Raw genomic sequence first — 15,149 nt, 5'->3', positions numbered from 1 at the left:
GAAATATTCGATTTTTTGTTTATGCTATTCTCTAAAGGGAAAAAATCTTCACGAAAGATAGTATGTTATTTTGCTGCTATATATTTATTTTAGAGAAATACCTTACCTTGTTTTCAAGCCCATATCGTGCTGTTGCCTAAAGAATGGAGTGTGTGCAATATATTGATTTATAAAGATAATTTATTGTTATTCAACTTGAATTAGAACTTTGAATATTATATGATTCTCTCATTACTAATCTCTTTCGTATTGAATCAATCAAAACCATTCGGCTTGCATGCTACAAGCGGAGAATTCTGTGTGGATAAAACTATTAAGAAATGACTAAAAATGCCTCTTATGAATCATCTCGAGAACTAAGAGCTGTCGCAACATTAGGGACTGGCAGAATAGTGTGAATGGTGCCGGCTTGTTACTCCATAAGCGTAAAGATAGGGCAGCTTAATGGATTTATCATTATACAATTCACGGACGTTATCGCGAAATGGGCTTGGGGAAGACTTTGAGAGAGGTTTCTTTAAAACAAGCACGTGAATTTGCAACACAATGGCATTCTGTTTTTATGTGAAGGACATGATTCCATTAAAGAACGTGATAAACAAAAGCGTTAAGCGGAGAATTCATAAGACATCGATTTTATTGTCAAACGCATTTAAAGCAATATTTTTTAATAATAAAAATTACCTATTATTTTAGATTTTTGTTTATTGTGTCTTGAATGAGATCACTTTTCTTATAACGAATAGCTCCGCGAACAGAATACTCCAAAATATAACATTATTGTATTGCAAGTTTATGTACTTGTTTTAAAGCAACATTTCTCAGTGTGCGCTTGAGTCTATTTCATAAGATTGCTTGTGAAATGGTATAAAGTACCTCTTATGAATGGTATAAAATCCACACTACCGTTATTAATAAAGGTATAAGTATTTACTAAAGCTATAAGCCGGCATTATCATTCTATTTTTCAGCTTCTCATGTTGCTGACAATCTTTTCACTTGAAAGTGTAGAGGTATTTTTATTGCTTATCTTAAGAGTTTTTATGCATATACCAATATCTCTTATGACGTACAACAAGCGCTTTTGATTGATTCATCATAAATATAAAGAAAATTTGCAATAAGCAAATTACATCTTATCTTTTGTTTAAGATGTAAAATAACAAATTATGATTATAAATCAAAGTATTAAAATGTATATTAAAAGATATTTTTGTAAAAATATTTATCAGAGTTATATGTCGTATTTTTCTATTTTAGCGGTTAAAAGAAAGAGGAATGTCATTTTGCTTTTCATCTGTTTTTTTGCATATTGAAATTATAGCCTTATATAAGCACTAACGTTGTGCATTTATAAACTCTTCAAGCAGTTAAAGTATTGGAGGAATATCATTTTAGTTTCTAAATGTAGAAAAAACAGCAAAGCTTGCTTTAAAGCAAGCTACAACAGTAAAAAAGTTTTATAATAAAACCTCTCTTATTTTTTCAATGTTTTTCTTTTAAACGGAGTGTATCTATAATTTGCAACACAATTTATAATTGTTAGCTTATTCTGTTGTACCATAAAAGACCGACATTTGAGGTGTGGTGATATAAGGTATGTAAGCCTTTTTGACACAGTATTCTGAAAGCACGTGGTGAATATTTAGGGTAAGCCTTGTATAAGTGAATCACATAAGTTGTTATCAAGTGGAATGAGCTCAATAAAAATCTAGAGTGTTTACAGATCAGATTGGGTAGAGTCTTTGTCCTTTAAAAGTTGTGTGGAGAAAAAAATTATCAGTGCAGGGATAAACACGGATAAAGGTTGTATTGATCCAGATTCATTATCATCCGCGATAATTTTTTCAAACCTTGATGCTCTCTCTTTCAGGATTCACAACACTTATGAATGTTTCAACACTTATTTGAGGAAGGGAAGGGGTTTTTGAAATTTCATGGTTAAAGTCAATTGCATTCAACAAAATAGCGAGTAAAGTTTTCATTTAAATCCAAGAAGTTTATTTTCAATAAACCATAAATTCTTCGCAAACTTTGATTAAAGTAATGCTTTTTCTTGGTAACAAGTCTTTTTTATAAATGGAGCATTACCTTCTATCCATTTTTTATTTCAAATTTTATTTAAGGATCTAGAAATTAGGAGGTATGTTTTTTGAACTGGATATTATGAAGTTTTTTATAAAACCCATGTTCTTTTGCTAGCAATTCTTTTTGAGTACCTTGTTCAATTAGTTGTCCATTTTGTATGACCACAATTTTATGAGCACGAGCAATCGTTGAAAGGCGATGAGCAATAATGATCGTTGTGCGTCCTTTAGTAAGGTGATGAATAGCTTCATTAATTTGTGCTTCGGTGTGTGAATCGAGCGCACTCGTTGCTTCATCAAGAATCAGAATTTCACTATCGTGAATCATTGCTCTAGCGATAGCGAGTCGTTGTTTTTGCCCCCCTGAAAGATTACAGCCATTATCACCTATCTGTGTATCATAACCATTTGACAAACTCATAATAAAGTCATGAGCATTTGCTGCTTTTGCTGCTTCGATAATTTCGTCATCACTAGCTCCTTCTTTTCCAAGTCCGATATTATATTTAACAGTTCCTTGAAAGAGAAAAGTATCCTGTCCTACATAGGCCATCAGGTTTCTCAGAGAGCGAAATGTTGTGTAGCGAATGTCTTGATCATTAATCAATATGCGTCCTTTTGTGGGGTCATAGAGGCGCATAATAAGGTTGATAAGGGTTGATTTTCCCGAACCGGATGGTCCCACCAATGCTGTCATTTTTCCGGCTTCTATTTCTAGGTTGATGTCTTTCAATATCATTTTGTTATTAGTGTATGCAAAAGAAACATGTTCGAAACGAATAGTTCCTTGCGTTTTATTCAGATCTTTAGCTTCTTTATGTTCTACAACTGTAAGGGGACAATCGAGTATTTCAAACATCGTACGGATATTGACCAAGCCAGATTCAATTTTAACACGTACATTTGCTAGTCTTTTTGCGGGTTCATAAGCTAAAAGTAAAGCAACAATAAAGGACATAAATTCACCTTGAACACCTGCGCGTTGGGTTGCAAGATAACCGGAAAAACAAATAATACCTGCAATGGCAACACCCGTGAGTGTTTCCATAATTGGATTGGTAATAGCTTCGAGTGTTGCAATACTGTTTGTTTGTTTTTCAACATCACAAATGGCTTTGTCCATCCGTTTTTTCATGACTTCTTCTAGTGAAAAGGCCTTGATGATTCGAATACCAACAGCCGTTTCCTGTACGATTTTGATAATTTCACCAAGTGAAAGGAGCTCTTTTTCCATCAAGCTGCGAACGCGTTTTAAAGCCATTCGAACGCCTAAAAAAGCTAGTGGTCCTACGATTAAAGTAATGGAGATTAACACAAAGTTTTGAATGAACATGACAAGCAACAGACCACTAACGGAAAGCAAATCACGTACAAAAGTTGTGATAATAGTATCAATTATATTACGTACGGCTGTCGCATTATGAGTTACACGAACAAGAAGATCAGATGAAGTGTTATTATGATAAAAAGAGACTCCTTGTTCCATAAGTCGTGCAAAAATTTTACGCTGTTGTTCAGCAATGATACTATTGCCTGCTTTGTTTAGAAAGTAAGTTTGGAAAAAAGTTGCAACTCCTTTGAGAATAAAGATAAAAGCAATGAAGCTAGAAATCAAAACAATCATAGGAAAATTTTGTGCATCAATAATCTGATTAACAACATCCCGCATAATCCATGCACTGGTTGCTGTGGTACAAGAAATGATGATCATTGAGAAGATAGCCGCACTATACCAACGCATATGTTTACGAAAATTTTCTCGCAAAAGGCGGATAATAAGATGTTTGTCAAAAGAGGAAATTTGTTTTTTAGCCATGAAGAGCTTCTATATTCTCTCATTATTTTATGCAAGATTGAAACACTCTTAATTAAGAAGCCCCTTAATCTTTTTTACAAAAATAGCTTTTTCTTTCAAGGTTCATCACATCAATTTCACGATGGTGAGAGTGAAGAATGTAGTGCAAAGTTTCTGTGAAAGGTATAACGAAAATTCGTTGTTCATCATTATTTTTAGTTTTCAATAAAAGGTACCGGCAAGTTTCACTATTGTATTTACCAATTTCCATATTGTGATAGTCTTTGGCACTTGAAATAGTTCACAAAAAACATTTCTGCTTTTTTGATAATTTTTATGTATCATCTCCATTTGTGATGTGTAAGCAAACAATTTTGCCGCATTGCATGATACAGAGAGCTTGAAATAAGAAGACCTTACGATGTTTGAGTTTTCTCATTTAATATGCAAAATAATGAATTCTTCTTATAAATCGATCAAGCATTATTAAACTCTTAAAAGGATTTATACACATTTATAAAACCTTAAAAGCACCACAAAAACTCTATGTGGTGCTTCTAAATAATACTATACACATCATTTTGATGAATTGCATGCGAATATTATTCCAATGCAAAACTATTTAGGTGCTATCACCATCATCATTTGCCGGCCTTCAAGCTTTGGCTCCAATTCGATTTTGGCAATTTCACTTGTATCTTCTTTCACACGCTGAAGAAGCTTTAATCCAAGATCTTGGTGAGCCATCTCACGACCACGAAAACGCAAAGTAATCTTTACTTTATCACCATGATCAATAAAGCGATGAACAGCCTTGAGTTTGACTCCATAATCATGGACATCAACATTTGGGCGCATCTTAATCTCTTTGATTTCGATGACTTTTTGCTTCTTACGTGTTTCAGCAGCTTTTTTTTGGGTTTGATATTTTAATTTTCCCAAATCGATGATTTTACATACAGGTGGCTCCGCATTTGGTACAATTTCAACCAAATCAAGTCCCGCATCTGCAGCCATAGCAAGAGCTTCTTGTATCGAAACAACTCCCTGATGTTGTCCCTCATCATTGATAAGCTGAACATGAGGTACCCGAATATCCTGATTTGAACGTGGTCCGTCTTTTTGGGTAGGTGTCATTTTAAACGGTTTACGAATGGTTTATGCTCCTTAAATTTTGATTCAACTACAGTTAATTTAATATACAATTATGTACCTAAAAACAACTATAATTCGTGTTATTTTCATTATTTGATTTATTACTTTTTGGGATGATTTAGATTATAAAAGTTTTTCTCTTAATTTAAAGAAATTATTTTATGGAGGATAAAGAATCATGGATCAAAATATTCCTTGTCAGTTTTTTTCATTTGAGAACACCGCACTTGCAGTACGCTATCGCAAGGGGCGCCAATCTCCAGGTTTGGTTTGGCTTCCTGGCTATCAATCCGATATGTTAGGAAGTAAGGCAACGTTAGTTGATCAGTTTGCTCAGAAGAATGATTTGTCTTGTTTACGTTTTGATTATTCTGGACATGGAGAATCTGAAGGTGATTTTTTTCAAGGAACAATTTCGCGTTGGGTTAAGGAAAGTTTAGCGACTTTTGAAACCTATTGTGAGGGTCCACAAATTTTGATTGGTTCCTCTATGGGTGGGTGGATTGCGCTAAGGCTTGCTATGATGCTAGCACAGAAAAATAAGAAGCTTGCTGGCATGGTATTGATTGCTCCAGCACCTGATTTTACACAAACATTGGTGGAACCAAAATTAGGCCCAGAAGAATGGAAGATTTTGGAGGAGAAAGGCTATATAGAACGACCTGCAGTTGATGATACAGAGCCAATGCCCTTTACAAAAACATTGATTGAAGATGGGCGCGAAAATTGTGTTATGAAAGGATGCATTGATGTTGGGTGTCCAGTCCATATTCTACAAGGGATGGAAGATGAAGATATTCCCTATCAGCATACATTGACTTTACTTGATCATTTACCTCTCCATGATGTAACATTGACACTTGTTCGTGATGCAGATCATCGCTTTTCTCGTCCACAAGATTTAGATTGCCTTGAAACAGTATTGAGATCTTTTATTAATCAGATTAATGGAAAGTAAGGGGTACATTTATTGATGAAGATAAAAATATATGAGCATTTCTAAACAGCATTTTATTTTTTCTGAGCGCTCTGTACCTGTACGGGTGCGGGAAAATAAGTATGCGCGCCGTCTTACCTTACGTATTGATGCCAGAAGTCAGGAGATTTGTATAACAACACCACCAGCAATAAATCTCTATGCGGTTGAAAATTTTATTGAAAAGCATCGATCTTGGATTGAGGCACGTCTTGCTCATGTACAAATCTCTCATAAAAATGCTTATCTCAAAGAGGGGGCGACAATTCCCTTATTGGGTGTTTCTCATACCATAAAACATAGAGAGGGACGTGGAGTAACAGAAATCATTACAGCAGATGCGGAGCAAGGGCCTGAAATTATTGTTTATGGTCAATTAGAATATCTTCCAAGACGCATTGCTGACGTTTTAAAAAAACAAGCGGCGCTTATTATAACGCCTTTGGTGGCACATTATGCTCATCAGGTAGAGCGTAAAGTCAAATCCATTTGTTATAAAGATACGAGAAGTCGTTGGGGCTCTTGTTCAATAGATAAGCGTCTTTCTTTTTCTTGGCGCCTTATTATGGCGCCAAAAGAAGTTGTGGAATATGTTGTTGCCCATGAAGTTGCTCATCTTGTTGAAATGAATCATGGGCCAAGATTTTGGGCTCTTTGTGAAGAGCTATGTCCTGATAGTAAAACATATCGTGCTTGGTTGAAAGAAAATGCTCCTAGACTGCATGCAATTAATTTTGATTCATATAATTTAGAGGCGTAAAAAACTTTCAAATGAAGGCAATATTTAACGGAACTTTTTGTTGAGTGTTTTGTTGTGTGTGTGCTTGCTCATGTATAATGAGGAAGCCATTGAAGCTCTCAGCACGATTGTTCTCCCCTGCTTGGTTTGCTGAGTGTCTTCAATGTTTTTACTTTATCTTTTTTGTAATTCAGCGTAATAACCCTAAGTTCCGATGACTTATAAAAAATGGGAAGGTTTTTTATGTCTGTTCTTACAGATCCACTTCAGCTATTACAGGCACTTATTCGTTGTCCTTCTGTTACACCTCATGAAGCAGGGGCGTTATCAACTTTGGAACAATTTTTGAAAAAAATGGGATTTCATGTCGAGCGCCCTATTTTTACGGATAAAAATACAGACAATGTTGAAAATCTTTATGCAAAAATGGGAAGTGAAGGACCCCATCTTATGTTTGCGGGTCATACGGATGTCGTACCGCCAGGTGCATTGGAAGATTGGACTTATCCACCTTTTGAAGCTGTCATAGATCAAGGAAAATTATATGGGCGGGGTGCTGTTGATATGAAGGGTGGAATCGCTTGTTTTATTGCGGCTCTAGCGCGAGTTTTTGAGAAACGACCCATTAAAGGAAGGGTAAGCCTTTTAATTACTGGTGATGAAGAGGGGCCTGCTGTTAATGGTACGGTAAAACTTCTCAAATGGGCAGAAAAAAAAGGTGAAAAATGGACTGCGGCTCTTGTGGGGGAACCAACAAGCGTAAAGACTGTTGGTGATATTATCAAAATTGGTCGCCGCGGATCGATTTCTGGTATTATTACCGTGAAGGGTTGCCAAGGTCATGTTGCTTTTCCAGAGCGGGCTGCTAATCCCTTGCCTTTGGCAAGTAAGCTTATTCAAGCATTGACACAAACTGCTTTAGATAAAGGGACAGAGAATTTTCAACCTAGTAATCTAGAGCTAACAAGCATCGATACCGGTAATTTAACAGTCAATATTATCCCAGCGCAGACAACAGTTCGTTTTAATATACGCTACAATGATCTTTGGACAAAAGAAACACTGGTGGAGGAAATTGAAAAGCGTCTTGCTTTGGTGCAATCAAAAAACAATGGTAACCAATATCCCTCTTATCAGCTTGAATGGATTCCAAGTTTAGGGGATGTTTTTTTAACCAAAAATGATAAACTTATTCAAACTTTATCCAATGCTATTAAAAGTGTAACAGGGAATATACCAGAATGTTCCACTTCAGGTGGTAGTTCGGATGCGCGATTTATTAAGGATTATTGCCCAGTGGTTGAATTCGGCTTACCAGGGCAAACGATGCATATGGTAGATGAGTGTGTGTCCCTTGATGCAGTGGAAACGCTTACTACTATTTATGAGCGTTTTATTATTGATTTTTTTTCATAAAGAAAAGATTGCTGGTTCAAAAATACTTTTATCTTGTTGTGCCATAAGATATTACCATTTAAGGTATGGTGATACGAGTTCCGTAAAACTTAATATATTAAGTGGTTTTAGAGTAAGTGATGAATATTCTTAAGTTGGGATTCTTGTCTGTAGAATCTTTAGTTAATTGAATTACATAATTGGAAAGCCAAAAGAGGACTGCTTGAAGAAGCAGAACTATTTAGACCATATTAGATTGAAAATATTCGTTCTTTAAGGTGTAGAAAGGCAGTGCAATCATATATGGAAAACAATGAATATTATATCATCATTGTGTAGTGACAGGTTGAAGCCATGAAGACACACAAAAACATGTTGCTATTGTAAAAAGTTTGTACAACATAAATGCGCTCATTCACAGCTCATGTTTTAATATGGTTTCTGAGCTCTCACAAAAGGTACCTCTTATTTCAATTAGACTCTCTTAGAATAAAGACTATAGGAAAAGCGCTTTAAGTTTATTTTATTTCATATATTTTGCTCTGCTTTTTTTGTCCCCAAGAACTTCCGTTGCAATATCATTACGAGATAGAAGGTGAGCTTATTTAATCAGCTTTAATATTGGTTATGATAAAGGTACACAGAAATTCTTTTGTAGCATCACGTTGACTTCTTTAGCCAAGGATTGTCCTAGTATTATTCTCAATTTTTTAATAAAATAACCTTAAAGGACGCGTATAGATACTCATAAGCATGTACGCATACAAGTGAAATTATATGGGATTAATGTCATTTCGCTCGCTAACAAAGCAATCTCGATTCATATTTGGTATATTTGCCATTTGAGTGCATTATTTGTGTAATAAAGCTCATGATGTTGCTGTTATCTATAAATCAACACCAATCATACAGCCGCGTATCTCAAATAAATATTGGTTCAGTATTTTTTGCGACAACAGCTTTTATATGCCAGAATAGGATAAAAGTATTGTGTATATCTATTTTTTATAATCTCTGAAACAGACATACAACCACAACCTGATTGAGGGAAAATATAAAAGGTATAAAGGTGAAAATCAGCGTGCTTTTTTACTCTCCTTTTTTATTCGGCTTTACGGTTTTCAAAAGTAACTAGAGTAATATCTTTTTAAATAATCAGAGACTGATGCATGGCTTCATGCTTATTTCTCTGGTTCTTTAAATGGTGCCACGATTTCATAAAGAACAATACATTATCGTATTATGCATTCACATACTTGTTTTAAAGAAATTTTCTCAATGTTTATCACATTTATGCCACTACGGTGCTTATGAATAGTGTAGTATAAAATTTTCCGTGAAGCGTATAAAGTCTACAGTGCCTCCTCATCTTTATGTTTATGAAAAATAAAGTTAGAGCACCATACATTTTCTAGCTCAAAATATTGCAATAGCTTTTAGCATTTAAGAGTGTTCATCAGAGGCCTTTTTACTCCTTTTTATAGTTTTTATCCACATGCTTCTCCCTTTTTAAGGTGTAAGCAAATGGCGGTAACTAGCTTGCTATAAATAGTTTTGAAATGAGAGGATCTCACGATATTCTAATCTCACCTTTGCTGTGAAAAATGATAATTATGATTAAAATAAGTATGTTGTTATAAAAACTTTAGTTTGCGAGTTGGCTGATGATGTGATCAAGAACAATACGTCCTTTGGTTGTTGCTTTTAAGCGTTGGTTATCCACCATTTCTATCAATTCTTGGTGTTGTAAATCGATCAGTTTTTCCATTGGAATGCGTTTAGGGCTTAAGGTTTCATAGCGTATAAGTTCTAAGCCTTCGCAAAGGCGTAATCCCATAAGGAGCATTTCATTTGCCTGTTGTTCAGTGGTTAAATGTTCCGTTTCAATACAGCCATGTCCTGTTGTTTCTACCAAATTAAGCCACTGTTCGGGATGCTTTTCATTTATTGTGACATAACGTTCGCGGTTTTCAAGGTGTGATGACAATGTTTTTGAACAGAAAGAGGAATGATTCGGTGTGTGCTCAATGAAACGTCCATGTGCTCCTGGACCAAAGCCTGCATATTGGTGATAACGCCAATAAAGAAGATTGTGTGCTGATTCGGCACCGGGCATTGCATGGTTTGAGATTTCATAGGCAGGAAGTCCATTTAGTGCCGTTATTTCTTGAGTAAGATGATACAGATCTGCTGCTAGCTCTGATGGGGGAAGGATAAGTCTTCCTGCATCATGAAGCCGTTTAAAGGCAGTTCCTTCTTCGATTGTCAATTGATAAAGAGAAAGATGGTCCGCTGCTAAATCAATTGCTTGTACAAGTTCAGATTTCCATTGTTCAAGGGTTTGTTCGGGACGCGCATAAATGAGATCAAAGGATAAATGTGGAAAAATTTTCCGTGCTAAAGTAATGGCGCAAAGAGCTTGTTCCACATTATGGAGTCGGCCAAGTTTGCGCAATGCTTTATCATTGAGCGCTTGTATTCCTAGAGATAAGCGATTAACACCTGCCGCACGGTATCCACGAAAGCGCTCTGCTTCCACACTGGATGGATTGGCTTCTAATGTAATTTCAACTTTATCATCGACTACCCATTTTTTTGCAAGTGCTTGCAATAGGGCATCGACAGTCTGTGGCTCCATAAGAGAAGGGGTTCCTCCACCAATAAAAATACTTGTAATATGGCGTGGGCCTATTTTGTGGTATTGCGTTTCTATTTCGCGCTTAAAGGCGGTGACAAAACGTGGTTGATCAACACCATGGATGCGAACATGCGAATTAAAGTCACAATAAGGACATTTAGCTGCACAAAAAGGCCAATGAATGTAAATGCCGAAAGGTTCATTCATGAGAATGCTAAAAGGTTTTCTGCCAAAAGTTTGAAAGCACGTGCGCGATGCGAAAGAGGGGGAAGATCATTACGTTTCCAGTTGTGTTTTTGCTCTGTTGACATTTCTCCAAAGGTATTTTCATATCCATCGGGTAAAAAAATAGGATCAAAACCAAAGCCTTTGTCTCCCCGTGGAGGCCAAATGAACGTTCCTTCAACGCATCCGCGGAAATAATCTGCATGAGCATCAGGCCATGCAATGCAAATGATGGATATAAAACGGCATTTCCGTTGACTTTTTTCTCGTGCTCCGACTTTTTGGAGTTCATTTTCTATTTTTTTCATAGCTTTTGGAAAATTACGTGTACCATCGGCTTGAATTGCCCAATCAGCGGTATAAACGCCTGGCGCGCCCTCCAATGCATCTACCTCTAAGCCTGAATCATCAGAGAGTGCAGGAAGTCCTGTTTTTTTTGCTGCTGAAAAAGCTTTAATATAAGCATTTTCTTCAAATGTTTTTCCCGTTTCTTTTGGTTCTGGCAAGCCCAGTTCTTTTGCCGATTGTATTATTAAACCGAAAGGCGTAATTAAAGTAGTGATTTCATGCAATTTTCCGGTGTTATGTGTAGCAATGACAAGTTTTTTATCTGCTATGCTTCTCATATAGATTTCTCCAAAAATGAAAGGGGAATTATTTTTGTGCTAAAAACCGGTTTAAATGCTCATACACACACATTTTACATGATATGATCATTTTACACGTTTAATGATATTTTATTCCAATAAAATTTTTTATCTTGTATGAAAATAACCTTGCAAAGATATGAAAGACATGTCTTTATTTATGATAGCATTTTTATGGTAAATTTCCAATTTCCTGCTTGCTCTAAAAGGTGAAATTTTCTATTTACAGCGGTTTTTAATCAATCTAAATGTCTCTTGACAAGTCCCTACAGCAGACTACTTTACAGATCAACTCTTATCTTAAATACTTCTCACACACTCTAACAAAAAATATTTCCTGCGTAATTTATCAAGCATCACTCTGAAAGGTAGCATTTTACAGCTTAATAGGATAATATATTTTTATACTACTTTAGACTATTTGACCAAACCTTGGCAAAACTTATATAAGAGATGAGGATTTTAAAAGTAGTGAAACAATTGTGATGAAGCACAAAACTATTGATAATGAACTAAAATATCTTGATGAACGTTCGCGTGATATTTTTCGCCATATTGTTGAAGCTTATCTTAATGATGGTGAACCTGTAGGATCACGTAATCTTTCGCGCCTTTTACAACAGACATTATCGCCTGCGACGATTCGCAATGTGATGAGTGATCTTGAACATCTCGGTTTGATTTATGCACCACATGTTTCTGCGGGTCGAATGCCAACACAATCAGGTTTACGCTTTTTTGTTGATGCATTTATGGAAGCGGGTGATTTGCCAAATGAAGAGCGAGAAAATATTGAAATGCAAGTCAAAGAGGCTGGTCATGCACAATCGGTTGAACATTTTCTTGTTCAAGCAAGCCGAGTTCTTTCAGATCTTTCACGTGGGGCAGGGCTTGTTTTAGCAACAAAACAAGAAGGAACATTGAAACATATTGAATTTGTGCGCCTTGATAGGGAGCACGCTCTTGCCGTTTTGGTGACTCAACAAGGTGAAGTTGAAAATCGTATTGTTCATTTACCAGAAGGGGTTACTCATGCACAATTGACGGAAGCAACGAATTTTCTCAATGCCCATATCCAAGGGCGTACATTGAGTGAAGCTAAAGGGGAAATTGCCCGCTTATGCGCAGAAACACGGGCAGCACTTGATAATTTATCGCATCATCTTGTTGAAACGGGATTAGCTCTTTGGGGAGGAGAAGGTGCTGATCATAAAATACACCTCATTGTTCGCGGGCGTAGCAATTTACTTGAAGATGTGAAAGCAGAAGAAGATTTAGAACGATTACGCCATTTGTTTGATGATCTTGAAACGCGTGAGAGTATGGCACAGCTTCTCGATTTAACGGATGAAGGTTCTGGGGTTAGAATTTTTATTGGTTCAGAAAATAAGTTATTTTCACTTTCTGGTTCTTCTTTAGTTGTAGCACCTTATCGTGATTCACAACAAAGAGTCATTGGTGCTTTAGGTGTTATTGGTCCTACACGGCTTAATTATGCAAGGATCGTGCCCATGGTTGATTATACAGCTCAACTTGTGTCACAGTTATTGCGTTAAAACGATGCAAGTAAGTATTTGTACTATAAAAGCTTATTGTATTATATACATCGATACCCCTTGATTTTTGTCTGTAGAATTTCGATATCGAGAATAACGAATCTTATGAAGGAATAAAATTTTTATGTCTGATGAAAAAAACAAATTTACTGACGCTTCATTTGAAAATTGTGATTTAAAAAATCCAGCTGATCGTAATACACTTAAACAGGCAGCCGATGAATTTTTAAAAACACATAAAACAGAGGAACACGAAGTCGTTGAAACAGAAAGCAATGAGATTAGTGATCTTTTAGCGTCTTTGCAGGATGAAAATAAAGAATTGAAAGATCAACTTTTACGTCTTGTTGCAGATATGGAAAATCTTCGACGCCGTACTATGCGAGATGTGGCGGATGCAAAGGCTTATTCCATTGCTAATTTTGCACGGGATATGTTATCGGTTTCTGACAATCTCAATCGTGCTTTGGAAGCTATTCCAGAAGGTGCACGGGAGAGTGATGCTGGTTTGAAATCATTGGCAGAAGGCGTTGAAATGACTGAACGTGCCATGATGGCAGCATTAGAACGTCATGGGGTGCAAAAAATTCATCCAGAGGGGCAAAAATTTGATCCTCACTTTCATCAAGCAATGTTTGAAATTCCCAATGCTGATGTTCCAGATAATACTGTTCAACAAGTGGTTCAGGCAGGTTATATTATCGGGGAAAGGGTGCTGCGTCCAGCTATAGTGGGTGTAGCTAAAGGAGGAGCAAAAGGAGCTTCTGTTGAAGATGATTCGGCTTAAAACACATCAATAATAAATCTCTAACATAAAATGCAGTATTCCCTGCAATCACACATATATGAAGTCTTTTCTTAAAGGGTTTTTAAAGGGTGTTATAAACACCCTTTTATCTTTGAAGCGCCCAACTTCCTTTTACAATATAGGGAGCCTTATTTAAGGGAGAGGCCGATAACAATAAAACAAAATGATCAACCTCAAAAGGAGGAACAAAAAAATCATCTTGAAAAGATAGATAAGAAGAAAGATCTTTAAGATTAATATCAAATATTCGTGCAAGAGTGATATGCGGAATAAATAGTCTTTTATCAGTCTTTAACTCTAATTTATTCCGGATATATTGCGTCTTTTCATGTAAAAGAGTAAGCTTTTCACAAGGTTCAATGCGAACCACAAGAGAATGAGGAGCATTTTCTGAACCAAAAACTTCAAAACCTTTTATCTGTAGCGTAAAAGAAGGAAGTTCTATAGTGTTAAAGGTATGCATAATTTCATCTGCTAAGGAGCTTTCAACTTCGCCAAAAAAAGATAAGGTGACATGAAAATTTTGCGGGTTGATCCATTGCGCTTTTGGTAAGCCATTTTGCAATGATACGAGGGCTTTTGTTGTTTGTTGAGGAATCTGAAGAGCACTAAATAGACGACCCATGATATTATCTCCTTATAATGAAAGATGCTATCCCAAGCGCAATATAGATAATAAGGGCGGGGTACGTACCACAGAAAACAAGGCAATAGTATAGAAAAAGAATGTCTAAAAAATGCTTACTATAATTATGGTCGTACAAAGCTTATTCGTTTTAAGAAAATGGCTATGATATTGATAAGAATTGCGTTTTCAGGATCTGTATCACAATGATGTGCAATGGAAGATTACTTGTGTATTATAAAGGCTACAAAGTTAGCAGAAAATAAGAAAAGTTGATAGATTTTTGATGTGCGAAATTATTTTGACATTTATCTTTAGCCTAAAATAAAGCATACTTTAATACAAGGTGAAGAGTTCTCTTTTCTGTAAAAATTTAATTATATGATTAAGTCGGGGAATAGCCATAATACGCAAAACTATTCAAATTGGTCAAATAATGTTAGGAAAGGAAGAAAAAAATCGAGCATAACAAAATTACTATAAGCTTTTACATTTATGATAAT

General features: G+C 35.9%; 10 protein-coding genes and 1 pseudogene. 6 read left to right on the top strand and 5 right to left on the bottom strand.

Features of this window, described 5'->3' with window-relative positions; translation table 11 throughout:
- Nucleotides 1–330 precede the first annotated feature (330 nt).
- A pseudogene (locus tag ACFINU_RS00525) lies at nt 331–608 on the top strand (Arm DNA-binding domain-containing protein); the annotation flags it as partial.
- Nucleotides 609–2,136: 1,528 nt separating this feature from the next.
- Here the strand turns inward: ACFINU_RS00525 and ACFINU_RS00520 are convergent.
- Together ACFINU_RS00520 and infC are read right to left on the bottom strand one after the other, a co-directional pair.
- Nucleotides 2,137–3,903 (bottom strand): ABC transporter ATP-binding protein, encoded by a 1,767-nt coding sequence (locus tag ACFINU_RS00520; RefSeq protein WP_375617485.1) that lies wholly within the window; start codon nt 3,901–3,903, stop codon nt 2,137–2,139.
- 597 nt (nt 3,904–4,500) lie between these two features.
- Entirely contained in the window at nt 4,501–5,019 is a 519-nt protein-coding gene (gene infC / locus ACFINU_RS00515) for a translation initiation factor IF-3 (RefSeq protein ID WP_375617486.1), read from the bottom strand.
- A gap of 196 nt (nt 5,020–5,215) precedes the next feature.
- On the opposite strand from infC, the gene ACFINU_RS00510 reads away from it, so the two are divergent.
- The 3 genes from ACFINU_RS00510 (at nt 5,216) to dapE (ending at nt 8,168) form a co-directional block, all read left to right on the top strand.
- Nucleotides 5,216–5,995 carry an alpha/beta hydrolase gene (locus ACFINU_RS00510; RefSeq protein ID WP_375617487.1) on the top strand — a complete coding sequence of 260 codons (780 nt, stop codon included), beginning with the start codon at nt 5,216–5,218 and terminating at the stop codon, nt 5,993–5,995.
- A gap of 31 nt (nt 5,996–6,026) precedes the next feature.
- Nucleotides 6,027–6,773, top strand: coding sequence for a M48 family metallopeptidase (locus ACFINU_RS00505; RefSeq protein WP_375617488.1), 747 nt, complete (start codon nt 6,027–6,029; stop codon nt 6,771–6,773).
- A gap of 222 nt (nt 6,774–6,995) precedes the next feature.
- Nucleotides 6,996–8,168 (top strand): succinyl-diaminopimelate desuccinylase, encoded by a 1,173-nt coding sequence (gene dapE / locus ACFINU_RS00500; protein WP_375617489.1) that lies wholly within the window; start codon nt 6,996–6,998, stop codon nt 8,166–8,168.
- 1,624 nt (nt 8,169–9,792) lie between these two features.
- Here dapE and hemW read toward each other — a convergent pair.
- On the bottom strand, nt 9,793–10,992 hold the full coding sequence (hemW, locus tag ACFINU_RS00495) for a radical SAM family heme chaperone HemW (RefSeq protein ID WP_375617490.1): 1,200 nt from the start codon (nt 10,990–10,992) through the stop codon (nt 9,793–9,795).
- On the bottom strand, nt 10,989–11,636 hold the full coding sequence (rdgB, locus tag ACFINU_RS00490; RefSeq protein ID WP_375617491.1) for an RdgB/HAM1 family non-canonical purine NTP pyrophosphatase: 648 nt from the start codon (nt 11,634–11,636) through the stop codon (nt 10,989–10,991). The genes hemW and rdgB overlap by 4 nt, the downstream gene beginning before the upstream one ends.
- Nucleotides 11,637–12,142: 506 nt before the next feature.
- Here rdgB and hrcA point away from each other — a divergent pair.
- A complete protein-coding gene (gene hrcA / locus ACFINU_RS00485; RefSeq protein WP_375617492.1) occupies nt 12,143–13,213 on the top strand; it encodes a heat-inducible transcriptional repressor HrcA in 1,071 nt (356 codons plus the stop codon).
- Nucleotides 13,214–13,337: 124 nt separating this feature from the next.
- A complete protein-coding gene (grpE, locus tag ACFINU_RS00480) occupies nt 13,338–14,000 on the top strand; it encodes a nucleotide exchange factor GrpE (RefSeq protein WP_375617493.1) in 663 nt (220 codons plus the stop codon).
- 106 nt (nt 14,001–14,106) lie between these two features.
- Here the strand turns inward: grpE and thpR are convergent, their stop codons facing one another.
- Complete coding sequence (gene thpR / locus ACFINU_RS00475; RefSeq protein ID WP_375617494.1) at nt 14,107–14,646, bottom strand: RNA 2',3'-cyclic phosphodiesterase; 540 nt, start codon at nt 14,644–14,646, stop codon at nt 14,107–14,109.
- Nucleotides 14,647–15,149 lie beyond the last annotated feature (503 nt).

It is taken from the genome of Bartonella sp. AC130YNZD, from assembly GCF_042196865.1.
Lineage (GTDB): Bacteria > Pseudomonadota > Alphaproteobacteria > Rhizobiales > Rhizobiaceae > Bartonella.
Note: the sequence above shows the minus strand (reverse complement) of the source record. Positions and strands in the feature narration are given on the sequence as shown.

Coding starts and splice junctions, on each gene's coding strand:
- rdgB (WP_375617491.1), bottom strand. CDS start 11,636: ATGAGAAGCATAGCAGATAAAAAACTTGTCATTGCTACACATAACACC.
- thpR (WP_375617494.1), bottom strand. CDS start 14,646: ATGGGTCGTCTATTTAGTGCTCTTCAGATTCCTCAACAAACAACAAAA.
- dapE (WP_375617489.1), top strand. CDS start 6,996: ATGTCTGTTCTTACAGATCCACTTCAGCTATTACAGGCACTTATTCGT.
- ACFINU_RS00520 (WP_375617485.1), bottom strand. CDS start 3,903: ATGGCTAAAAAACAAATTTCCTCTTTTGACAAACATCTTATTATCCGC.
- infC (WP_375617486.1), bottom strand. CDS start 5,019: ATGACACCTACCCAAAAAGACGGACCACGTTCAAATCAGGATATTCGG.
- ACFINU_RS00505 (WP_375617488.1), top strand. CDS start 6,027: ATGAGCATTTCTAAACAGCATTTTATTTTTTCTGAGCGCTCTGTACCT.
- grpE (WP_375617493.1), top strand. CDS start 13,338: ATGTCTGATGAAAAAAACAAATTTACTGACGCTTCATTTGAAAATTGT.
- ACFINU_RS00510 (WP_375617487.1), top strand. CDS start 5,216: ATGGATCAAAATATTCCTTGTCAGTTTTTTTCATTTGAGAACACCGCA.
- hrcA (WP_375617492.1), top strand. CDS start 12,143: ATGAAGCACAAAACTATTGATAATGAACTAAAATATCTTGATGAACGT.
- hemW (WP_375617490.1), bottom strand. CDS start 10,992: ATGAATGAACCTTTCGGCATTTACATTCATTGGCCTTTTTGTGCAGCT.